Here is a 22,151-nt window from a genome sequence, read left to right as displayed (position 1 = left end):
AATTATGAACGTAATGCAAAAGCCTTGGAAGGGGAGAATTTCCTTTCGAGGCTTTTTCCTCATTATTTGGATTTGAAAAAGTACTTGTACGTCCCGCGACAATGCGGCTCTATGAACTTTTTACGGAGATGTTTTATGCTAGGATACATATATGAAGTATAAAGTAGTAGATTATGAAGCAAATCAGAGAGGGTAATTGAATGGGGCTAATTGATTTCGCGTATATAGTATTTCTATGGGGAGTGTCTGTTCTGATCATTTGGCGTTCTTATAGAAAAATGGGAGAAGCCAAGCGACGCCAGTTCATAAAAGAACTTAAAAAACCTTTAACGATCATAGGTGTTTTACCTTTCGGCATCGGTATGCTTCTATTTTTTACAGGTTCTGCTTCAGTTCCGGGATTAAAGATCATACAACACCTAGGAGTTGGTTTGCTATTCTTTGGTTGGCTTGTAGTATGGGTGGAAGAGTTGGTGAAAAAAGAGGGAAATGCGGCCAAAAGTATTGCGATGATCGTAATAGGCGTGTTTCTACTAATTGCTTATATTTATCTGTAATAACGAAGGGTGCCAAGTTCTAATTGAATGCTAAATTCATTCAGAACTTGGCACCCTTTGATGCCTACCTCAATCCAATTCCTGATCCAACACTTGTTGCACCAACTGACGCACTTCATCCGTTGTTTTCGTATCCATCAATCGGTTTCTCAATTCGCCTGCGCCTCTAAATCCGCGGATGTAGATTTTGAAAAAGCGAAGGAGCGGTTTAAATGGACGGGGTTCGGCTTCAGTTGAATATTTATCGTGGAGATCTAATTGTAAAAGTAATAAATCGAGATATTCTCTCACGCTATGTTCTTTCGGTTCTTTTTCAAAAGCGAATGGGTTGGTGAAAACACCACGGCCAATCATGACACCGTCCACGCCGTATTGTTCGACTAATTTTAAACCTGTTGCACGGTCAGGGATATCACCATTGATCGTTAGCAATGTATTTGGAGCAATTTCATCCCGTAATTTTTTGATTTCAGGGATCAGTTCCCAGTGTGCATCCACTTTACTCATTTCTTTCCTTGTCCGAAGGTGTATGGACAGATTCGCAATGTCTTGTTTCAATACATGTGTTAACCAATCGCGCCATTCATCGACTTCGATGTAGCCTAGTCTTGTTTTAACACTGACTGGCAATCCGCCAGCTTTTGCGGCTTGGATAATTTCTGCCGCCACTTTAGGACGTCGGATTAATCCGGCACCTTTGCCGTTTGCTGCTACGTTTTGTACCGGGCATCCCATGTTTAAATCGATGCCTTTAAACCCAAGTTTTTTCATATCGATGCTCATTTGTTTGAAAAACTCCGGTTTGTCGCCCCAAATATGTGCGACAATCGGTTGTTCATCTTCTGTAAATGTCAAACGACCCCGCACGCTTTCTCTTCCGTTCGGGTGGCAATAACTTTCTGTGTTTGTAAATTCCGTAAAGAATACGTCAGGCGGTGCCGCTTCACTAACGACGTGACGAAAAACAACGTCTGTGACATCTTCCATTGGTGCTAATATAAAAAACGGCTTCGGTAAATCGAGCCAAAAATTCTCTTCGTTACTCATTTCATATATCCTCCTGTTGCAACAGACAATAACGAATTGATCGATTGCAAAATCCTTTCTTCAATACGAATTTGTGCATTTCTGTTCGTTTAATGCACAAATCCATTTTCAAAGTCCTCGCTTCCATAATAACACGATAGGTAGCGTCCGTGGTACCAATCATTCTCCAATCATCAATAACTGAGATCCCATATAAACGGCCATGCCCCAAATAATCAGTGCAGAAATCTGATTCATCCGCTTTAACAGTTTTCCGTTTGTATCAATTTGACCGATCTTTTTTCCGGTAATGGCTAATGAGAAGAACCACATCCAAGAAATCAGGATACAGGCTATTGTAAAAATCCACTTATCGTACCCTGTATAGACTAAAGAGCTTGTCCCAATCACGCCTATTGTGTCTAAGATAGCATGAGGATTCAATAAGGAAACAGAAGCGGCAAATAAAATCTGACGTTTTGCAGAGAAGGGATTGGCTTCTTGATTTTTCTTTACTTCAGGTGTGGCTTTCCACATTAGCCATCCCATATAGACTAAGAAAAGAAACCCAATCAAAAACAGAAAGGTCCTCAACCAGTCGAAGCTTAAAATAATAATCGATACTCCAGCTACAGCCAAAGAAATGAGTATTGTATCACAAATTCCAGCCGTGATCACAGCAGGAAAGGCGTTGGAAAGTTTTTTATGTGTCGCCCCCTGATTAAAAATAAAAACATTTTGTACGCCTAAAGGCAATATTAAACCGAAAGCAAGCATCATGCCGTGTAGAAATGGTTCCACTATATTTCTCCTCCTTATTCGTCTAATTAGCATAACGAAGGCTCCTCTAAATGTCTCCGACCAATTGGATGGGAATTGAACCAACCATTTTGCTACAATAGAAGAAAAAGAATGGAGCAGGGAATATGCTTCAGATAGATTGGAAACCGCAAAAATCTTCAACCTTACCTTTACATTTGCAAATCACGACTTATATGAAAAAGAAAATTATGAATGGGGAGTGGACAATCGGTACGAAAATACCGTCACAAAGAGCTTTAGCCCAACAGTTCGAAGTCAACCGAAGCACGATTGTCACTGCACTTGAAGAATTGGCCGCTGATGGATTGATTGAATCAAAAGTGGGAAGCGGCACGTCGGTCGTCAATAATACGTGGAGCCTCCTTGCTTCCACACCTCCCCCTGATTGGACTAGTTATGTCCGCTCTGGAATTCACGAGCCTAATATACAACTCATCCAAAAAATTAATGAAGCGGAAGCAGATCCTACGATCATCCGATTAGGCACAGGGGAACTATCCCCGGATTTACTCCCTCATGAGCAAATGAAGCAGTTTTTACAAATGGAGGTAGGTGAAACAATTTCATTAGGTTATGAAGAGCCAAAAGGAAGTCTCGCACTGCGCGAAACCATTAGCCAATATTTAAAAAGGAAAGGCATTGAGGCTGGACCGGCCTCCATATTAATCGTCTCAGGGGCGTTACAGGCACTGCAATTGATTTCAGTCGGTTTATTAAAACGAGGGTCCGTTATCTTTCATGAAACGCCTTCATACTTAAATTCAATTCATGTGTTTCAATCGGCTGGTATGAAGCTATTTGGAATCCCTCTAGATCACGAAGGGATTCAACATGATTCAATTGGTCGTTTAAAACGACAACATCAGGCGTCGTTACTTTATACGATTCCCTCGTTTCATAATCCAACGGGGACATTAATGTCTGAAAATAGAAGGCAACAATTGTTAGACATTTGCAAAAAAGAAGCTCTCCCGATTATTGAAGATGATGTGTATGGTGAATTATGGTTGGATACACCCCCTGCAAAGCCGATCAAAGCCAATGATACACAAGGAAATGTACTGTATATGGGCAGTGTATCCAAGTCATTAAGTCCGGGGGTGCGAATTGGATGGATAGTTGGCCCCGAACCCGTTATTGATCGGCTTGCCGACATAAAAATGCAAACGGATTACGGTTCGAGTTCCCTATCACAATATGTAGTGAATCAATGGATAAAGAGCGGAGGGTATGAGGAGTATTTAGATCAAATCAGGGCAGAATTGAAAGTTAGAAGAGACTTTGCGATTACCATTTTAAATACTTATTTCTCTAAAATTGCTACATGGACGATTCCAAGCGGGGGATTTTACATATGGCTTCGATTACAACCAGAGATTTCCATACGAAAATTATTTGATAGAGCCCTTCAGGAAGGCATTTTATTAAATCCGGGAAGCGTTTATGATAAAAATAATCTAGAACATCTGCGTTTATCGTATGCTTATGCATCCTTGGAAGAGATTGAAAAAGGGCTTATCAGGTTAGCAGAACTTATTATAGAACTTAATAGCTTATAACTATCCAGGGTACAAGCAAAATGGTCGAATATTGTAAATGAAGTAGAGGAAACTATGTCATCTAAAAGAGGTCATTCAGTGGAAAGAAATTACTGAATGACCTTCATTAGAAGAGCACAATTTATCACATTTCGAGTAAATCTGGGATGGCTCTTACTATCCTAAAGCTGATTTTTTTCTATTTATGGTATATATTCAACAAAACTTACTTTAAGTAGCTAAATAAACTCTATCCATTTCATTAAGGATTAATTTTTCCCCTAACCTTTAATTTTTAACAGTCGAAGTGCATTCAAAATAACGATCAGCGCAGCACCGGTGTCACTTAATACAGCAATCCATAATGTTAACCACCCTGGGAATATGAATAGTAAAGCTATGGCCTTTACGATTAAGGAAAACCAAATATTTTGTTTGATAATCGCCAATGCTTTGCGGCTGAGTTTCATTGTATGTGGTAGTTTCTCTAAGTTGTCGGCCATTAAAACGATATCTGCCGTCTCCATTGCCGTATCTGTACCGGCCCCCCCCATTGCTATACCAAGGTCAGCAGTTGCTAATGCAGGGGCATCGTTTATGCCATCCCCAACCATGGCCACACGATAGCCTTCATCTTGCAATTGTTTGATGGCCTTTACTTTTTCTTCTGGTAATAGTTCAGAAAAATATCGATGCACGCCAGCTTCGGAAGCGATTGCTTTTGCTGTTCCTTCATTATCACCCGTAAGCATGACAACTTGTTGCACACCGTTTTTTTCTAGATTTTGTACCGTCATTTTTGTTGTCTCTCGAATGGTGTCCGAAACACAAATGATACCTAAAACGTTCTTAACTGTACCTATGATGATAATCGTTTTTCCTTCATTTTGCAGGCTGCTAATCTGTCCTAAATGATCATGAAGAGGAGTACCGATCTCTTCAAACAACTTTAAGTTTCCTGCAAAGTAAGGTACATCTTCAATTGTCGCTTGAATACCTTTTCCAACAAGGTTTTTAAATTGAGTACCTTTCATCGCATGAATATTTTTATCTTTTGTGTAATCCACTATCGTTGTAGCGATTGGGTGAGTGGAGTATTCCTCTAACGTTCGAGCGATGGATAACATGTTTTCTTCTGACTCAGTAAAGACCATTACATCCGTAACTTTTGGTTTCCCTTCTGTCAGTGTTCCTGTTTTGTCAAAGGCGATGGCATTAATAGAACCAGCATTTTCTAAAAATGTGCCACCTTTAATAAGCACCCCATTTTTAGCGGCATTTCCAAGGGCTGTAACGATTGCAACTGGAGTGGATATAACGAGCGCACAAGGACAAGCGATGACCAATAGCATTAATCCTTTATAAATCCATTCCTCCCAAGTGCCAAACGTCAACAATGGTGGGACAATCATCACGAAAAGGGCGAGTATGAATACGATCGGTGTATAGATGCGTGCGAACTTATCGATAAATGCTTCGGTAGGCGCTTTTTTCTCTTGGGCATCTTCAACCAAATGGATAATTTTGGCGAGGGTCGTATCTTCCACCAGTTTTGTCACTTTAACAGTGAGAGAGCCGTGCTCATTGATGGAGCCTGCATACACAGGACTGCCTTCCACTTTATCGACGGGGATCGATTCGCCAGTGATCGCCGCTTGGTTGACGCTCGATTCGCCTTCGATCACATCACCGTCCAACGGGATTCGATCCCCGGGTTTCACTAGGATGACGTCATGAAGCGATATGTCTTCCACAGGTTTCTTAACCACTTCATCGCCAACTTTAACCCACGCTTCCGGAGGTGTAAGATCCATCAGACCCCGAATTGATTTTCGGGTTTTTTCGATGGCTCGGTTCTGTAAGTTGAGACCTAAGGAGAATAACCAGACGACGGTGGCCGCTTCCAGCCATTCGCCTAGAATCGCAGCTCCGATTGCAGCAGCCGACATAAGAACGTTCATGTCCAATGAACGACTTCTAATCGCATAATAAGCACTCCTCACAGGCTTATAGCCACTTACTATCATTGCGACTGCGTACATGGCAGTCGTTAGATAAGAAGAAATTCCTGTGTAAGAACCGATAAATGCTAACGCGATTAATATACCTGAGAAAATGACAGCCCCATTCTGATTACTAGAACGCGTAGGGGAGGACGCCTGTTTATTGGACGTGATGAGCGACGCTTTAAACCCAACTTTAGATACTTCGTCAATAATGTCCTCTGAACTGTTTTCATGTTCAATTTTCATTTTGCCCGTTGGAAAATTCACCTGTACGTGTTTGACGGCAGTAAGGTTGTTCAAGTGGTTTTCAATAGTTAACGCACAGGATCCACAATCCATACCTTCAATAAAGTAATTCTTCAAGTTGTTATTTACTTTGTTAAGTTCAACTTCAAAACCGAGCTTCTTCATTTGTTTTTGGATGGATTCGAATTCAAGTTCTTCCGTCGCGCTGACCTGCATTTTTCCAGTACTATAGTTCACGTTCACGCCATTGATGCTTTGAAGAGTGCTTAAACTTTTTTCAATCGTTACCGCACAAGCGGGGCAATCCATTCCATAAACCCGAAACTCCTCTTTGATTCCTTGATTAAGGTCTGTATGAACCGGATTTAGAATTTCACTAGAATTAGCACAGCAATCGACTGAAACTTTCGGATTTTCATCGGCTCCTTTATTGCTACAGCAAGTCGTTGCTTTAGGTGCTTCCTCTGTGATAATTGAATTATTGTTACAACAGTCACCCGCGTCTTCTGAATCAATCGCGTTACTGCTACAACAAGTTGTCTTCTCACTTTGCTTTTGTTCAATTTGAATTGGTTGGTTGCTACTGCAACAGGATGTTTGTTCCTCGGTTTTTAGGGGTTCCACTTTAGTAGAACAGCATTTTTTACCCATACTTTGCACTTCCTTAACTTATATGATTTTCACAACAAGCAACATTGTTTTCAATCTGACCAAGTACATCATCAAATGTGTCTAATAACTCTTTCATTTGCTCATTTCGCAACCCATAGTAGACGTATTTTCCCTCTTGCCTCCCTACAATGATTCCACAACCTCTGAGACAAGCTAAGTGTTGCGAAATATTTGACTGATTTCCTTCTATACTTTCAACAATTTGTGAGACGGTCTTTTCCTCCTGTTTGATGCACTCTAATATTTGAATTCTTGTTTTATCTCCAAATGCTCGTAAAAACTTCACTTTAAGTTCTAAATTTGTCTGTATGATATAGACCACTCCTTGTATTAGACATGACTAATATGTTTTGTTATTATCATATTAGCGGCGACTAATATGTGTGTCAAATTTATCGTTTTGGATACTGATATCATGAATCTTTAAAGGGGATGATGAGGAAGGCATAACAACAACATACGAGGGAATGATGGACTGGTACATATGGAAAATGGTCATTATTAACGAGGAAGGAATCTTGGAATGAAAAAAAATAAAGCACTACCGTTTATATTGGTGATTCTCTTATTCGGCATAGTTGTACTTATCGCTATGCTCGTACCGATAGAAACCCATCCTTCACCAGATACAAGAGTTATTTTAGAGCATACGTACAAGACCTACATAGCTCCCGTTTGTTTTGAAGAGTCAGACCCAACGAACTTTCTGCAAGAAGCGACATTACAAGAAGCGAAAAGCTTAGATTACGCTCCCCATTCTTCATGTACTGAGGATGCCTTGAAAAGTGAAAATGATCGATTGCTTACAAGTTTTTTAAAGCAGATTGGAATTATGAATAAGAAATGGGATAGTTGGTAATTTCCATAGGAAGTGAGAGAGCCCATATGAAGAAAAATATTGTATTGCTGACAATTTTATTATTAATCATTTCAGCAAATTCCGTATCTGCACATACTGGTTTAACGAGTTCTTCACCTGCTGATGGTGAAGGGATTGCTGAAGACGTCCATGAAATTGAACTGGAATTTAATACGAAAATTGAAACAACAAGTACTGTGAAAGTCTTTAACGAGAATAATGAGGAAATAAGCGTTGGTGCTATCCAAGTAAATGAGAATATGATGACAGGTGGGTTCCTGTCGCCATTAAGTAATGGTACGTATACAGTGGACTGGAGGATTATAGGCGCAGATGGTCACCCGATTCAGGGGACTTATTCATTCATAGTCAATCAAGCCGAATTAGAGGATCCGATAGTGTCCGAAGAAACTCAAGAAATACCTGCCGAGCCCATCGAAGAAGCAGTAGAAAAATCAGTAGAGCAGCCAGTTGAAGTTCCATCAAAGATAGCTTCGAATGATGTCCTGGTTATCATCCTTGTCGTTTTATTTACAATTGCTGGCGGGTTTTTTGGCTGGATTATAGGAAGAAGGCAAAAGTAAATGATTTGGATTTATATATCTGAAAGTCTATTGTATCTTTGTTTTTCATTATTAATGGGCGCATTTATCATTCAATTCATTCCGGAACGGTTGAAACCAGAAATTAGTATTTCTAAACGGTTACTTCAATTGGCGGTATTAGGGGTTGTGATCTTTTCGGTTGCACCTGTAATAAGGATTATCCTGTTTCTTTATGAAGACATCGGTCTGATGCTAACGATGCAAAATGTGCTCACGGGGTTTGAAGTAGGTAAGGCATGGAATATTACAGTCATTCTTGCCATCTTCTTCTATCTGTTTGTATCTTTGTTCCCGGTATTAAAAAGCAAAGTACTTTCTGGCATTTCCTTAGCTTTCACATTCGTTTTACTTCTGGCATTGGGGTGGGCAAGTCACGGAGCATCACTTACTGTATGGAGTGGATTCGTTTTTCACTCATTGCATTTTTTAGCCGTTACAGTGTGGATCGGAATCTTACTTATCGTCGGTTGGTGTTCAAAAAACCAAGAGAACTGGCTAGCTTATTTAAAATGGTTTACTCCTTTGGCCATCGCATGTTTTCTTACGATAGTGGGGACTGGATTCTTTCTGATGACATTGGTGATTGATGTAAATGAGTATGGCGATGTCTGGATGCTCTCTTATGGACAAGCCCTATTAGTGAAGCATCTGACCATCATCCCTGTTTTATTTTTTGCTTTTATAAACGGGTTTTGGATGAAACGTAAATTAAAACGCCAAGAGCAAATCAATCCAATCCCGTGGTTGAAGTTCGAAAGCGTTCTTCTATTCTTTACGTTTGATTCGACAGGCGTCTTAGGGCAACAGGAACCACCTCATAGTATCGAGATAACGCTTGCAGGGAGCGGCCCTTCAGCTATCTTCGACTATTTTTATACGGGGATCATTGAACCTTCAATGCGTTTGCAATTTGGTTATAACACATTAAACATATTGTTTTTTATCGTAGCGATTATTTTCTTGTGGCTAATCGTATACAGCTTTAGGAAAAAGACGCCGGCAATTGTCCCATTTTTCATGGGGATGTTCAGTGTCCTTTCGCTCTATTTTGGATTAATGGCTAGCGTTTTATAATAAAGATGGGAGAAGAGGTATTTGATGAAGCAGAATAAGAATTCAAAGATGAAATTTGCAGTTGTTTTAACACTCATGGCAGTCGCAATATTAGCGGCGGTCGTTGTATTCAGCAATAAAGAAGAATCCTTGCCAACGGATATAGAGCAAATCGATATCACTGGGCAGCCTTTACTTGGGGAGAAAGATGCTCCTGTTACGGTAGTAGAATTTGGTGATTTCAAATGTCCTGCTTGTAAGGCATGGGGTGAAATGATTTATCCGCAGCTTGTTAATGATTATATCGAAACGGGTACAGTTCAATTTTCATTCGTGAACGTATTATTCCACGGTAAAGAATCAACTTTAGGATCAATTGCCGCTGAATCAGTTTTGGAACGAAATGCTGATGTGTATTGGGATTTTCATCAAGCCTTGTTCGATGCGCAGCCAGCTGAAAATCATGATGCACAATGGATCACCCCTGAAAGAGTCCTTGAAATTGCAGGTGGATTCCCTGAAATTGACCAAGCACTATTAAAAGAAGACATGGAACAACAGACGACTTTGGAGAGCGTTAAGCATGACGAAGATTTAGTAAGAGAAGTCGGAGTTTCTTTGACACCGACCATTGTCATAAACGGAAAAATGATGGAGGACCCATTTGATTACGAAGCCATTAAGACAGCAATCGAGCAAGCGACCAAGGATGAAGACTGATGGTAAATAAAGGGAAAAAATCCAAACCACAGGGATTCCTATTATATGTTGCTTGGGTTGTTTCATTAGTTGCCATGTTCGGGAGTTTGTACTTCAGTGAAATCAAAGGATATATTCCATGTGAGTTATGTTGGTATCAGCGTATCTTCATGTATCCACTTGTTTTCATCTTAGGGATTGGCACTTTTCAAAATGACACTACCGTGAAAAGGTTCGTGCTTCCGCTGGCACTTGTTGGAGGAAGCATATCCTTTATGCATTATTTGGAACAGAAAATTCCTGGTTTTGGAGGCATCAAGCCTTGCGTAAGCGGAGTGCCTTGTAGTGCGCAGTATATCAATTGGTTCGGGTTTGTGACGATACCATTTTTAGCATTTGTGGCATTTGTGATCATTGCTGTCTGTATGTTTTTCATTAAACAAAAGAAATCTATTGAGTAAGGAATAGGATTTGAGAAGCCAAAAGAAGACGCTATTGTCCTTCCTTTGGCTTCTTTTCATTTTTGACGCAATAGTAAATTCGGTACTAGCCGTATGTAAATCAGTTCACCCACAAGCTCAACAAGCGTCTGTGTTACAATTACGGCGGCTACCAGTGTGCTGATATCATCGTGCAAAGCTAAGGCAAGAGGAAGAACCACGAGCGAATTACGTGTGGATCCACTGAAAATAAGGGCACGACCTGATCCGGTATCGAGGTTAAACCATTGAGCGATGTATCGGGAAATAATGGGAACGATGATCATAAAAGCCATATAGATCGGAATGACTTTGATGATGAGGTTCATGTAAGTAGATAATTTGCCAATCTGAGATGCTACGACAACAAAAAGAGTAAATGCCATGAACGGAACAGGTAGCCATGCTGACAGATTTAATATGTGATTGCCGATAGGTGCTTTTCTTGCAAATAACTGGATGGCAATCGCAATGCCCAATGGAATAACGATAAGACCGAAAAATGCCTCAAAGAATGGGCCTGGTTCCACTATTCCAGTTGCTTCTTTCCCCATAAACAGCCATAAATACAAAGGCAAAAGGAGCATTTGGGTAATGAAAAGAATGGGTGTCGACATGAGTATAATCTTTTCATTACCACGGCCTAGTGCCGTAAAAACAATGACATAATCAATACAAGGTGTTAGTAAAACTAAAAAGACTCCAAGCAATAATGGCGGATAATCGGGTAATAACTTTGATAGAAGCCATACCACAATCGGCACTGCTATGTAGTTAACCGTTAAGAGAGCCCAGATAAAACGTCGATTCACAACCCATTCCTTTAAAGAAGTAAAGGGAATTTGCGAAAACATACTATACATCAAAATAGCGATAACAGCAGAAATCGTTATATCGAATTGTCCTGCGACGTTTGGAACGATTAGTCCAAATCCGGCTGCGATCACGAGTACAATGACATATAGCCAAATTTGATTATTTTCTAGTTTTTCTCTGGCGATCATTTGTAGTTATTCCCCTTTCATTATATATACCAGTCCTAACTATAAGCGCTATAAAATTAGAAATCAAAGAGCCCAATAAAAACTCTTGTAAAGGGGGAGAAGCATATGCAATATGAGACAATTGTTATAGGGGCCGGTCAAGCCGGATTGGCAATGGGCTATTATTTAAAACAACACAACAAACGTTTTTTAATAGTAGACAAAGGACAGGCATTAGGTGAAGTATGGATAAATAGATATGATTCCTTAAAGTTATTTACGCCAAGGATGTATAGTTCATTGCCTGGCCTTATCCTAGATGGAGAACCACAGGGGTTTCCTTCAAAAGATGAAATTGCAAATTACATAAAGCATTATACAGAAACGTTTGCATTACCTGTTGAACTTGATACTGAGGTACTGTCTGTAACAAAAAATGAAGAAGGTTTTTGCGTAGAAACAACAAAAGGAACTTTTAGTACGAAGAATGTTGTGATTGCTACAGGACCCTTTCAAAAGAAGCGGATTCCTAGATTTTCTACTTCCCTTCACAAAGATATTCTACAGCTCCATTCATCTGAGTATAAGAACCCTAAACAGCTTTTACCAGGGAATGTACTTGTCGTTGGGGGTGGGAATAGTGGCGCCCAAATAGCAGTTGAGTTATCGGAAGAGAAAGATACTTATTTGTCTATCAGTAAAGAGCCAAACTATTTCCCGTTAACGATCGGTGGGCGGAGTGTTTTTTGGTGGTTGGACAAATTGGGAATATTAAAAGCAACAAACACTTCCTTCATCGGAAATTTGCTGCAAAAAAGAGCTGATCCTATCTTCGGGAATGAATTGAAAGAAGCTGTTGAAGAGTGCAAGGTTATGTTAAAAGGAAGAGCGGTGAATGGGGAGTATGATCGTGTAACATTTGAAGATTCGACCGCTCTTAAAGTGAAAAATATTATTTGGGCAACTGGGTTCCAACAAGAATATGAATGGCTAAAAGTGGATGGTGTATTTGATCAAGAAAAAAAGATACTTCACAATAGGGGAATTAGCCCAGTAAAAGGTGTTTACTTTTTAGGTTTACCGTGGCAATCACGTAGAGGGTCTTCCTTACTTCAGGGAGTAGGTTTTGATGCTAGGTATCTAGTGGAATATATGAAAAATACAAATGTATAAAAGGAATCATTGAAAATAGCAACAAAATCGAAAACGCCTCAGAAGGAAAAATTTCCTTCCGAGGCGTTTTCGATTCCAACAGCAATTTTAAAACAGCAAGGTTTTGTGCGTTCACTCACCATAGTGTATTATATCGCACCAACTGGCCCAAAACTAAATTCCTTCCAATCGTGAATTTCATACGTCGGTTTTGCCGAGCTGTTGTTTTCCTTGCGTTGTGGATTATACCAGCACGTATCGATTCCGAAGTTATTGCCGCCTAAAATATCCGATGAAAGGGAGTCACCGATCATGAGGATGCGGGACTTATCCGTCACATTCAGGAGCTTGCATGCATATTCGAAAATGTCCGCTTTCGGCTTTTGACAATTGGCTTCTTCGGAAGTAATGATTGCTTCGAATGTGTTGTTCAGCACGGATCTTCCAATTCTTGAATGCTGTACTTCTTTGAAGCCGTTTGTGACAATCGCCAATCGATAGTCAGCAAGGCCGCCGAGCATTTCTACAACGCCTTCAATCAGATGCGCTTCTTTGCCTAAGTAATCCAGGTATGTTTGCCCGAACACAGCGGCGTCCATTTCCAAGCCATGTAGTTCGAACAAACGCTTGAACCGTTCCGTTTTCAGTTCTCCTGTGGTGATACGCCCTTGTTCCAAGTCATCCCAAAGCACTGTACTGATTTCCCGATAGCTCTTTCTGTAGTCGCTTAAACCGTTCGGGTAGCCGTTCGATTCAAAGGAAAGTGAAAAAGCATTTTTTTCACCTGCACTAAAATCCATCAGCGTGTCGTCCAAGTCAAATAAAAATACATCATATTGCATGTAGAGTGCCTCCATTCGAATATGTATATCATCTAGCAAAAGTGAGGAAAACAGGTTCCAATTGAATTACGGATTATATTAGAACCTGTTGCCCACCCAGCATTTTTCAACATCTCACATATTTTCGTTTAAAACCAATTTTGCCCCGATCCACTTCCTTTTGAATACTTTCATAAGCATTCAGCAAGCTACTTTTTTTCTTGTCCCGTTTGATTTCTACCGGACCGACTGCCTTTGCTGTTTCGATTGCTTTTTCATGAAGTGGTAAAAAGGAAAAGCCGACTGTGTATAGAAAATTGTTCATGGCGGATTTCGTCCGTTCTGGCGAATCGTGAATGGTATTTTTTACGACGTCCAGCATGCCGGCAATTTTGCTCTCGGAAAATTCAATGTCTGCCCGATTCCCTAACAGCCAACAATAGCAGCTCCAGCCTGCTGACATGCGCAACTCTTCACCACTTGCAATCCATTTATCCGCAACTTCTTGTGCAATAGCTGTTTCCGCTAAGGTGACAGCTACGACATAATCAGAAAGCATATAGAAATAGGCAGAGTCCATCCAACGATCAAAATCTGCAGCAGTCATTGCTTTTGGATCTGCAATAATGCCGGCAAAGTACATGGCGTCATAATTTCCTGTCGCATAGAGGTCTTCCGCTAACGCTTGGTTGATCCCTATTTTCTTAGCAATGGGCTTCATCGCCCCCGTTGCTACGCCAAAAAGGGGCTCATGCGCGCCATTGGACATGTACATTTTTTTCGTTCGTTCCTTGCCAAGTGCTTCAAGCTCCTGCATCACCGTTTCTGCATTCATCGTCTGGCCATCCTCCTTTTATCCATCAAGTATCTCCATTATCCTATAACAAACACTTATCATTTGTCATTAAAACATCCGTTAAGTTATAGATACCGAATTATATTCAGATAATCTTAGTCGAGCAATAACGTTGTAAGGTTGCACGATAATGTTGCCTATTTATTGAAAAAGAAACTTATAATTCAATATAGACGTCCTAATATTATGACTATTGTTCGATTAACGAATGAAAGTGGCTAAAGTTATTAGGAATGGAGGAATTATGTGAATAAAATTTTAAAAGTGACGCTTATTGTTTTCGGAGTGTTACTAGTAGGCATCGTTCTACTTGTCATTATTTTTCTTCAGGAGATGAAGCCCGATAAAGAAAAAGAAGAACAGGTGAAAGCCCAAGCGGAGGAATACTTAAAGGATCATTTCAGTGATCGCTTCGAGATATACGATACTTTGTATGATAATATGGGGAACTTTGGATTTGAATATGCTGCAAAGGTTAGAGACAAATCAAGCGGTATTCAGTTTTTGGTTTATGAGGACGATCAAACAAACCAAATGATGGATACGTATATTGCTGAAAAATGGAGAAGTGATTTAGAAAGTGAAATACGTCCTTTCATTCGGGAAAACATTGGAGAAAAAACGGATTTGTACGTGTACTTTGATGATAAAATAGGGAAAGAATTAGGGATTGATTGGACTGATTCAAGGAGTTATAAAGACTTTGACGTAGCACCTACTATTCGTCTTACGATTCCTCGAAAAAAGAGTGACGAAGATGAACGACTCTTTAATGAGTTCATTTCTTTTCTAAAAAGCGAAGATAAATTGCAACAAGGCAAGCTTATTGTGGGGTATGTCGCTGAAACTGGTGAACTATTAGAGGAAAATGAGTGGAGTAAAGAATTTTGATAGAAGAGTAAAGGTTGAAAGAAAAGGCGGTCCAGAAATCAGCACTGATTTCTGGGACCGCCGTCTTTTGACAATCAACACTATTTTGCATTTTCATCAGGCTGATGGATTCCAAAAACATTGCCTTCTGTGTCCAGATAATACCCTTGCCACGCCATGCCAGGAAGGGGATGTTTAGGCTTGGCAATTGTCCCGCCGTTTGCTAAAATTTTCTCTTCCGTTGCGTCGTAGTTTTCCACGCCCATTGTACAAGCGAATCCATTTAAAGCTTGTCCTGTTTCAGGGGGCGCACTTTGCCGCTGCATCAAGGCCCCGTTGATCCCGAGTTCCTTGTCATCGCCCGTAACGGCACCAAAATAAGGCATTCCCGCATAATCACTCCAATCTTGAAATGACCATCCGAATACTTCACCATAAAACCGCTTTGCCCGTTCCATTTCATCTACGTGAATTTCGAAATGAATCAATCGTCCCATAACGTCCTCCTATTTATGTTTAGAATATTGTGGTTATTCATTCCGTAGAAGTTCATTATACCACCTACTGGTTGATCGCACATGGAAAGTGAATGCTTGGTGCTCTGGGCGTCATGAATCTCTTATTTCCTAACGACAGGAATCCACATTTCACCAAAAACGACGCCGTTTCGCTGACCCATCTCGACCGTTGCATTCGGTCCACCAACATAGGCAACATTCGTTGCTTCTGGCAAAACTTGACCAAAGGCCATACCAGTCAACGTATTACTCAATTCCTCAGCTGTTTTTGCTTCCCCTTTAACGACTACATATTCCCCCTTCGGAAATTGAATGACTCTGGTGGCTTCTGGTAATGTCTCTTCTGTCATGACGCCAGCATAATGCATCATCTTATTATTCACCGCTTCATTCACAGCAAAAATATAGTCATTTGTCGCAACGGCTTTTAAACGATCGAGTGTCCCGTCTTGGCTAGCGGATTGCCAAAAGTCGGCCTTTTCCTTCGTTATTCCCGCGAAGTCTGTGTAATCGCTTTTTAGCTCCGTTCCAAATCCTAAAACCGTAAAGCCATCTTTTTCTTCTATTGTATAATCTGCCATATTTAAAACCTTCCTTTTCAGATATTAATCAAATGAATTGTCTTTTCATTCGATGAGTTTATAATAACGTTAAACCATGTCAAAAAATGAAACTGTTTAGGAGGCCCCGATGAAAAAAGTTGAACGGATTAATGTCATTATGCGGTATATCAACAACCGTGCCCGCTTTACCATTTCTGAAATCATGCGGGAATTTAATATATCCCGTTCAACCGCTATTCGGGATATACGAGAAATCGAAGCGATGGGGATGCCCCTTGTCGCTGAAGTCGGAAGGGATGGCGGTTATTTTGTGATGAACAACTCGGTCCTCCCAGCTGTCCGCTTTACCGATACGGAGATCAAAGCGCTTTTTATCGCCTTTATGGCTACCAGAAATAACCAACTCCCTTATTTAAAGAGCCGTCAATCTTTAGCTGAAAAGTTACTGGGCCTCATTTCTGAAAATCAGCAAGATGACCTTGTGCTGTTGAATCAACTCCTGCTTTTTGAAGGAACTAATCCTGATAATCCCGACCTACTTGATCTGTCAGACCTTCCCCATCCCATATTAGAAAAACTCATCCAACTCCTTCTATTGGATCGCCATTTATCGATTACGGTTAACGAAGAGAAGGCGATAAACTGTTATCAGATTTATCTCTTGCACTTGTACCATGAAAAAGGCTTTTGGCTCATTGAAGGCTTTGATATCAAGGATGAACAAAGGCGGGTTTTTCCTGTAGATAATCTCACCGATGTCCAACTATACCCAGTAAAAAAACGATTGAGTAAGAAAAAAGTTTTAGAAAAACTGAGTAAGCAGGAAGAAGCGGTCAATTTGGTCGTTGAACTTGGTCCAAAGGCTATTTCCCAGTATAAAAAATATCATCCATTTACAGTGTCTATTTCCTATACGAATCCTTTTCAAACGACAGCCATTCTAAAGATGTTTATCAATGTGCACCTTCCTGAAGAATTGACCGAGATCTCCAATTGGCTCCTATTCTTAGGTGGGGATATCAAGGTCAAGGAAATACCAGAACAAGTATTAGAAGGTTTACAAGTGAGACTATCCTTATTCTTCCCTTAATCAGTGGGGGTTAAAACGACAGAAAACTTTTCAAGTCATACGAATTACAGGCAAACAACCCAAGAAGCGGTTATGATAATAATAGAAGATCTAAGGGAGTGTTCGATCGATGCAATGCTTCATTGTAATGCAAGGCCAAACGTATCAAGAAGAAAAAGAATTAGGAATGATTTGGTCACGAAAAGAAGGTAACGGTGACAATTTACCGCATTCATGGCTACGGGTGAAGGAAGTGAAAAAAGGGGACCGCGTCTTTCATTATGTCAAAGGAAATATTGTGGCGATTAGCGTGGCTAAAACCGCATCCCGGATAGCGCAGAGACCGTCCGCTCACGAGCAGCAGGAGGTTCTTTGCCAATATGTATGTTAACTTGCAGGGAAAGTGACGAAAATAGGTTCTAACTGAATTCCGGATGATAAAAGAACTTGCTACTCATCGAACGTTTCTAGTAGCTCACATCTTTCGTTAAAAACCGATTTTGCTTTCGAAAAATAGTGTGGGGATATAACAATGTAAACGGTAGGATTTTCGTGGTGGCCGATTTAGTAAGGAAGATAAAAAAACTCCCGATGTGCTGTTTTATCAGGAGTTTTGCTCTTCGCATATTCACTTTTAATAATTGTCCATTTAAGAATGCCTACAGTATTGTTTGATCAAGTCGATCAGGCATGTTGTTTCAATTTGTCCTCTGTAGTAATTTCCCAAAAGTTCGTCAAGCTTGGGATTAATCCACCATCCCCAAATGTAACTTTGGGCTTTTTTCCGTTGTGTCGATCCAAATTCAGGATAAATTTCAAGATGTATCTCCGACGTTTTGTAATCTGTTTTACTCCCTTTTGATAAAACCAAGCATCAATGGTGTTGAAAACTCCACGATTAATGCCGAACTCAGTGTCAAACCATTGTACAAATGATAAATCAGGTAAGTGGATGAGTGAATTTATATCGTATTTTACACGCTTGTTTTCGGATTTTGTAGGTGGCAACTGATTGTGGTTTTGCTGTGATAAAGGTGCTAATGCTTTTCTTACATGAATGATATCTTTGTGAATTTGTTTAACAAGTCCAGAAATGCTGGTAAATGATCCCTCTTTTCTTATTTGAAAATAGATTTTGACGTGAAGTGTTTCATGATAAATATTTTTATTGAAATCAAGTATGTGAATTTCATAACTTGTTTTGGAATTATCTTTAAATGTTGGTTGTGTTCCAATATTCATAAGTCCTACATATGAATGATCTTGCCAGTTAACCATCACTGCATATACTCCGTGACTCAGCTTTGGAACTCCAGATGTAATCTGTAAATTTGCAGTTTGGAAGCCGATTGTTTGACCTATTTGTTTTCCGGGAATAACTTTTCCACTAAAGGACGTTAAGATGGTATGCATTGAATGACACCCCTTTTTTTCAATAATTTTTAGTTGAATCTCCATCATTCCTAATATTGTTAGTTTTATTATAAGCACTGATTTACATAAGTAAAATGAATGATTATAATGAACAGCATAAGACTAAATAATGAATGAGGTGGAAGGATGACAATTTCCCGATATGAAATATTTGATAAGGTAATCGAGTTGAAAAGTTTTACAAAAGCGGCGGATGCTTTGAGTTTAACGCAACCGGGGATTAGCCATGCCATTAAAAGTCTTGAAACAGAATGGGGAATACCTTTAATCACAAGATCTCGTTCAGATATTCAATTAACAAGCGACGGGGAAAGGATTATTTGGTATATTCGTGATTTGCTTCGGATCCATGAAGAAATTGAGCAGGAAGTTGCTGCGATAAAAGGTTTGGAAGTGGGAACGGTTAAGGTGGGAACTTTTACAAGTGTAGCATCTCATTGGCTTCCTAAGATCATTAAATTATTTCAGAATGAAAATCCAAATATTGATATAAAGTTATTACTAGGGAGTCACCAGGAGATTGAAAATGCTCTATTGAACAATGAAATCGATTGTGGAATTATAGCTCTCCCAACATTGTCAAAAACGCTAAATGTGATGCCATTGAAGGAAGATTCGATGCTTTGCATTGTATCTAAAGAAAATCCATTACATAAACAAAAAAAAATCTTATTCAGCCAGATTGAAAAGGAGCCATTCATCATTCTGAGTGAAGGCGGAGATATTGATGTAATGAGGATTTTTAATCAACATCACATTAGACCGACGATTAAGTATGAGTTAGACCAAGATAAAGCAATCATTTCAATGGTCAGGGATGATTTAGGGATTAGTATCCTTTCAGAAATGGCTTTAAGTGGATATTCCGAAGTGATTTCCGTCTTGGAATTAGAAGTTGCAAGTCATCGATTAATTGGATTAGCAACAACTTCTACGGTCTCGCCAGCGACTAAAAAGTTTATTGAGATGGTGAAAACGTGGGTAGAAGAGAATGCATAATGTCTTTGCTGGAGAATTGTTGTAAGCCACCGGGAGAATAGGAATTATCGACATTCACTAAGGATTATAGGTGAGTGTCTTTTTTTGTTCCTGGAATCTTGATGAATTAGTTTCATAAGTAAAACTAATGATTTGTATCAAGAATATTCATTTTACTTTTAGTAACGTTTCATTGATACTTTGATACAAGGTCCTGGTTTCAGACAAGAGTGAAACTTCAGTGTTTTGACTTCTGAAATATTGAGTAAGGGGTAAAAGTGGAACTTTCACCAATAACTATTGACTGAACTTTCAAGAAGGGAGCGATAAACATGCGAATAACAGAAAAACAAGAACTCTTCAAACAAGTAATGGGCAATTATCCTACAGGCGTAACGATTGTTACAACGATAGGGAAGGATGGAAAACCGGTCGGGTTGACGGTGAATTCATTTGCTTCTGTGTCACTTGATCCACTTCTGTTACTTTGGTCCATCGATCACCGCGTATCATCGTTGAAAGCGTTTACGGAAGGTGGGAAATTCGCGGTACATGTGTTAGCTGGCGAGCAACAAGAACTTTGTAAAACGTTCGCAAGTAAAGTCGAAGATCGATTCAGCACATGTGATTGGCAGGTTTCGGAAAATGGATTACCGCTTATTGACGGTGCATTTGGAGTCTTTGAATGTAAAACGTTCCAAGCGATTGAAGCGGGCGACCATACTGTTTTGATCGGGAAAGTTATTGATCTTCAAGTAAATCAGGAGAAGGAACCGATGCTTTATCATCGTAGAGAATTTGGTCCAATACCTGAAAATTTCTATAGACAGAAACAAACCAATTAAATGTGTAAAGGGAGTGGGAATTTTGAGAGAACGTCTTAAATCTGATATATCCAGTGAAGTGATTCAATACATTTTCGCACCTGCACTTGTGGCTGAACGGAACCGTTCCTTTGAAAGCATAATGGATGTAAACAAAGCCCATTTGACGATGCTTATGTCACAAGGAATTATTACGGATGATATAGGGCAAAAAATTATGACCGCATTGGATGAATTAATCGAAGAAGGTGCAGAGAATTTAGAGTTAGATCCGAATAAGGAAGAATTGTATTTTAATATAGAAGCAGCCCTTATCCGTAAGGTTGGAGTAGAAATCGGGGGTCAACTGCATACAGCAAGAAGTCGAAATGATTTGTATGCAACGGTTGCAAGGATGAATAGCCGTAAATTTTTACTGAATATCGCTGAACAAATCATCGTGCTAAGGAAAGAATTGTTAAGTATAGCCGAAAAATCACTTTACGTCGTGATGACAAGCTATACACATCTGCAACCAGCAGAACCGGTCACACTTGCTCACTACCTATCTGCAATTCTTTCGGCATTAGAACGAGACTATGAGCGGTTTATACAAACCTTCAATCAGATTAACATTTCTCCATTAGGAGCCGGGGCGACGGCATCGACGTCTTTTAATATTAATCGTCATGAAACAGCTGACCTATTAGGGTTCAATGCTGCAATGGGCAACTCGATTGACAGTATTGCTTCCAGGGATTACGTATTAGAAGCACTTTCATCAATGAATATACTCATGAACAATTTAAGTCGCTTTAGCCATGATTTATATATATGGGCCACTGATGAATTTGGCATTGTCGAAGTGGGTGACTCCGTCGCTGCTTGTAGTAGTATTATGCCTCAGAAGAAAAACCCGATCACATTGGAGCATATTAAAGCTAAATCGGGACATGTCATGGGCGCATTAGTATCAGCAACAAGCTGTTTAAAGAATACTTCATATGGCCATAGCCGAGATGCTACTGAAAGTTTTAAATATCTTTGGGATGCATTTGCCGAAGTGGAAGCGAGTCTTCATCTTATGACGGCGACAGTGAAGACATTGAAGTTTAACGAAGAGAAAATGTTCCTCCGCACGTTAGAGAACTTTTCAACAGTTACGGAATTGGCTAATACAATCGTTCGCGATGCAAATCTATCGTTTCGAGAAGCCCATCAAATCGTAGGGCATCTAGTAAGTCAAATGATTGAAGAAAAGAAATCGGTTACTCAAATCGATTCCGATAAAATAAAAGAAATTTCAAAGTTAATCGTTGGTAAGGAAATTAGTTTATCCAATAAAGCCATTCAAAATGCGTTAGATCCAATCGCTAATGTAGGGTCTAGAAGCACGAGTGGTGGGCCGGCACCTGTAGAGGTAAAGAAACAGCTTGAAAAATTAAATGCTCGTCTTCGTCAGGATAATGACTGGGTTGATCAACAAAAAATAGTAGCAAAGAACAAGAAAAAATCATTGTCAAAAGCGTATTAATAAGACTG

At 39.8% G+C, this 22,151-nt stretch carries 24 protein-coding genes; 14 read left to right on the top strand and 10 right to left on the bottom strand.

The window, feature by feature from the left end; genetic code table 11:
* Nucleotides 1–200 precede the first annotated feature (200 nt).
* Nucleotides 201–557 carry a hypothetical protein gene (locus ACFPRA_RS21610; RefSeq protein ID WP_381439338.1) on the top strand — a complete coding sequence of 119 codons (357 nt, stop codon included), beginning with the start codon at nucleotides 201–203 and terminating at the stop codon, nucleotides 555–557.
* A 69-nt stretch (nucleotides 558–626) separates the two neighbouring features.
* Here ACFPRA_RS21610 and ACFPRA_RS21605 read toward each other — a convergent pair whose 3' ends face one another.
* Both ACFPRA_RS21605 and ACFPRA_RS21600 read right to left on the bottom strand, forming a co-directional pair.
* Nucleotides 627–1,604 (bottom strand): tRNA dihydrouridine synthase, encoded by a 978-nt coding sequence (locus ACFPRA_RS21605; RefSeq protein ID WP_381439336.1) that lies wholly within the window; start codon nucleotides 1,602–1,604, stop codon nucleotides 627–629.
* A gap of 159 nt (nucleotides 1,605–1,763) precedes the next feature.
* A complete protein-coding gene (locus ACFPRA_RS21600) occupies nucleotides 1,764–2,384 on the bottom strand; it encodes a LysE/ArgO family amino acid transporter (RefSeq protein WP_381439334.1) in 621 nt (206 codons plus the stop codon).
* 125 nt (nucleotides 2,385–2,509) lie between these two features.
* On the opposite strand from ACFPRA_RS21600, the gene pdxR reads away from it, so the two are divergent.
* Nucleotides 2,510–3,964, top strand: a complete 1,455-nt coding sequence (gene pdxR / locus ACFPRA_RS21595; protein ID WP_381439332.1) for a MocR-like pyridoxine biosynthesis transcription factor PdxR — start codon at nucleotides 2,510–2,512, stop codon at nucleotides 3,962–3,964.
* A 260-nt stretch (nucleotides 3,965–4,224) separates the two neighbouring features.
* On the opposite strand, the gene ACFPRA_RS21590 is transcribed toward pdxR, so the two are convergent.
* Nucleotides 4,225–6,846: a heavy metal translocating P-type ATPase gene (locus ACFPRA_RS21590; protein WP_381439330.1), complete on the bottom strand. Its 2,622-nt coding sequence runs from the start codon at nucleotides 6,844–6,846 to the stop codon at nucleotides 4,225–4,227.
* Nucleotides 6,847–6,859: 13 nt separating this feature from the next.
* Nucleotides 6,860–7,180, bottom strand: coding sequence for an ArsR/SmtB family transcription factor (locus ACFPRA_RS21585; protein ID WP_381439999.1), 321 nt, complete (start codon nucleotides 7,178–7,180; stop codon nucleotides 6,860–6,862).
* A 210-nt stretch (nucleotides 7,181–7,390) separates the two neighbouring features.
* On the opposite strand from ACFPRA_RS21585, the gene ACFPRA_RS21580 reads away from it, so the two are divergent.
* From ACFPRA_RS21580 to ACFPRA_RS21560, 5 genes are read left to right on the top strand one after another with little or no spacing between them, the layout of a single operon-like run.
* Nucleotides 7,391–7,726 carry a hypothetical protein gene (locus ACFPRA_RS21580; RefSeq protein WP_381439328.1) on the top strand — a complete coding sequence of 112 codons (336 nt, stop codon included), beginning with the start codon at nucleotides 7,391–7,393 and terminating at the stop codon, nucleotides 7,724–7,726.
* 26 nt (nucleotides 7,727–7,752) lie between these two features.
* The gene (locus tag ACFPRA_RS21575; RefSeq protein ID WP_381439326.1) at nucleotides 7,753–8,310 is read left to right on the top strand and encodes a copper resistance CopC family protein; all 558 of its coding nucleotides are present in this window, start codon (nucleotides 7,753–7,755) and stop codon (nucleotides 8,308–8,310) included.
* Nucleotides 8,311–9,405: a copper resistance D family protein gene (locus tag ACFPRA_RS21570; RefSeq protein WP_381439324.1), complete on the top strand. Its 1,095-nt coding sequence runs from the start codon at nucleotides 8,311–8,313 to the stop codon at nucleotides 9,403–9,405.
* A gap of 24 nt (nucleotides 9,406–9,429) precedes the next feature.
* Entirely contained in the window at nucleotides 9,430–10,104 is a 675-nt protein-coding gene (locus ACFPRA_RS21565) for a DsbA family protein (RefSeq protein ID WP_381439322.1), read from the top strand.
* Nucleotides 10,104–10,544: a disulfide oxidoreductase gene (locus tag ACFPRA_RS21560; RefSeq protein WP_381439320.1), complete on the top strand. Its 441-nt coding sequence runs from the start codon at nucleotides 10,104–10,106 to the stop codon at nucleotides 10,542–10,544. The genes ACFPRA_RS21565 and ACFPRA_RS21560 overlap by 1 nt, the downstream gene beginning before the upstream one ends.
* A gap of 56 nt (nucleotides 10,545–10,600) precedes the next feature.
* Here the strand turns inward: ACFPRA_RS21560 and ACFPRA_RS21555 are convergent, their stop codons facing one another.
* Nucleotides 10,601–11,566 carry an arsenic resistance protein gene (locus ACFPRA_RS21555; protein ID WP_381439318.1) on the bottom strand — a complete coding sequence of 322 codons (966 nt, stop codon included), beginning with the start codon at nucleotides 11,564–11,566 and terminating at the stop codon, nucleotides 10,601–10,603.
* A 105-nt stretch (nucleotides 11,567–11,671) separates the two neighbouring features.
* On the opposite strand from ACFPRA_RS21555, the gene ACFPRA_RS21550 reads away from it, so the two are divergent.
* The gene (locus tag ACFPRA_RS21550) at nucleotides 11,672–12,718 is read left to right on the top strand and encodes a flavin-containing monooxygenase (RefSeq protein ID WP_381439315.1); all 1,047 of its coding nucleotides are present in this window, start codon (nucleotides 11,672–11,674) and stop codon (nucleotides 12,716–12,718) included.
* Nucleotides 12,719–12,846: 128 nt separating this feature from the next.
* Here ACFPRA_RS21550 and ACFPRA_RS21545 read toward each other — a convergent pair whose 3' ends face one another.
* Both ACFPRA_RS21545 and ACFPRA_RS21540 read right to left on the bottom strand, forming a co-directional pair.
* Complete coding sequence (locus tag ACFPRA_RS21545; RefSeq protein WP_381439313.1) at nucleotides 12,847–13,539, bottom strand: YjjG family noncanonical pyrimidine nucleotidase; 693 nt, start codon at nucleotides 13,537–13,539, stop codon at nucleotides 12,847–12,849.
* A gap of 106 nt (nucleotides 13,540–13,645) precedes the next feature.
* Nucleotides 13,646–14,353: a DNA alkylation repair protein gene (locus tag ACFPRA_RS21540; protein WP_381439311.1), complete on the bottom strand. Its 708-nt coding sequence runs from the start codon at nucleotides 14,351–14,353 to the stop codon at nucleotides 13,646–13,648.
* A 267-nt stretch (nucleotides 14,354–14,620) separates the two neighbouring features.
* On the opposite strand from ACFPRA_RS21540, the gene ACFPRA_RS21535 reads away from it, so the two are divergent.
* Entirely contained in the window at nucleotides 14,621–15,265 is a 645-nt protein-coding gene (locus ACFPRA_RS21535; RefSeq protein ID WP_381439309.1) for a hypothetical protein, read from the top strand.
* 80 nt (nucleotides 15,266–15,345) lie between these two features.
* Here ACFPRA_RS21535 and ACFPRA_RS21530 read toward each other — a convergent pair whose 3' ends face one another.
* Nucleotides 15,346–15,741 carry a VOC family protein gene (locus ACFPRA_RS21530; RefSeq protein ID WP_239391046.1) on the bottom strand — a complete coding sequence of 132 codons (396 nt, stop codon included), beginning with the start codon at nucleotides 15,739–15,741 and terminating at the stop codon, nucleotides 15,346–15,348.
* Nucleotides 15,742–15,863: 122 nt separating this feature from the next.
* Entirely contained in the window at nucleotides 15,864–16,343 is a 480-nt protein-coding gene (locus ACFPRA_RS21525) for a GyrI-like domain-containing protein (protein ID WP_381439306.1), read from the bottom strand.
* Between the two features lie 109 nt (nucleotides 16,344–16,452).
* Here ACFPRA_RS21525 and ACFPRA_RS21520 point away from each other — a divergent pair, with 109 nt between their 5' ends.
* Nucleotides 16,453–17,415 (top strand): helix-turn-helix transcriptional regulator, encoded by a 963-nt coding sequence (locus ACFPRA_RS21520; RefSeq protein ID WP_381439304.1) that lies wholly within the window; start codon nucleotides 16,453–16,455, stop codon nucleotides 17,413–17,415.
* Between the two features lie 109 nt (nucleotides 17,416–17,524).
* Nucleotides 17,525–17,785 carry a hypothetical protein gene (locus ACFPRA_RS21515; RefSeq protein ID WP_381439302.1) on the top strand — a complete coding sequence of 87 codons (261 nt, stop codon included), beginning with the start codon at nucleotides 17,525–17,527 and terminating at the stop codon, nucleotides 17,783–17,785.
* A 293-nt stretch (nucleotides 17,786–18,078) separates the two neighbouring features.
* Here ACFPRA_RS21515 and ACFPRA_RS21510 read toward each other — a convergent pair whose 3' ends face one another.
* Nucleotides 18,079–18,807: a riboflavin kinase gene (locus ACFPRA_RS21510; protein ID WP_381439300.1), complete on the bottom strand. Its 729-nt coding sequence runs from the start codon at nucleotides 18,805–18,807 to the stop codon at nucleotides 18,079–18,081.
* A 147-nt stretch (nucleotides 18,808–18,954) separates the two neighbouring features.
* Between ACFPRA_RS21510 and ACFPRA_RS21505 the strand changes: the two genes are divergently transcribed.
* The 3 genes from ACFPRA_RS21505 (at nucleotide 18,955) to argH (ending at nucleotide 22,143) form a co-directional block, all read left to right on the top strand.
* Complete coding sequence (locus tag ACFPRA_RS21505; RefSeq protein WP_381439298.1) at nucleotides 18,955–19,827, top strand: LysR family transcriptional regulator; 873 nt, start codon at nucleotides 18,955–18,957, stop codon at nucleotides 19,825–19,827.
* 311 nt (nucleotides 19,828–20,138) lie between these two features.
* Nucleotides 20,139–20,651: a flavin reductase family protein gene (locus tag ACFPRA_RS21500; RefSeq protein WP_381439296.1), complete on the top strand. Its 513-nt coding sequence runs from the start codon at nucleotides 20,139–20,141 to the stop codon at nucleotides 20,649–20,651.
* A gap of 22 nt (nucleotides 20,652–20,673) precedes the next feature.
* The gene (argH, locus tag ACFPRA_RS21495; protein ID WP_381439294.1) at nucleotides 20,674–22,143 is read left to right on the top strand and encodes an argininosuccinate lyase; all 1,470 of its coding nucleotides are present in this window, start codon (nucleotides 20,674–20,676) and stop codon (nucleotides 22,141–22,143) included.
* Nucleotides 22,144–22,151: the final 8 nt, after the last annotated feature.

The organism is Sporosarcina soli, assembly GCF_042655805.1.
GTDB lineage: Bacteria > Bacillota > Bacilli > Bacillales_A > Planococcaceae > Sporosarcina > Sporosarcina soli.
Note: the sequence above shows the minus strand (reverse complement) of the source record. Positions and strands in the feature narration are given on the sequence as shown.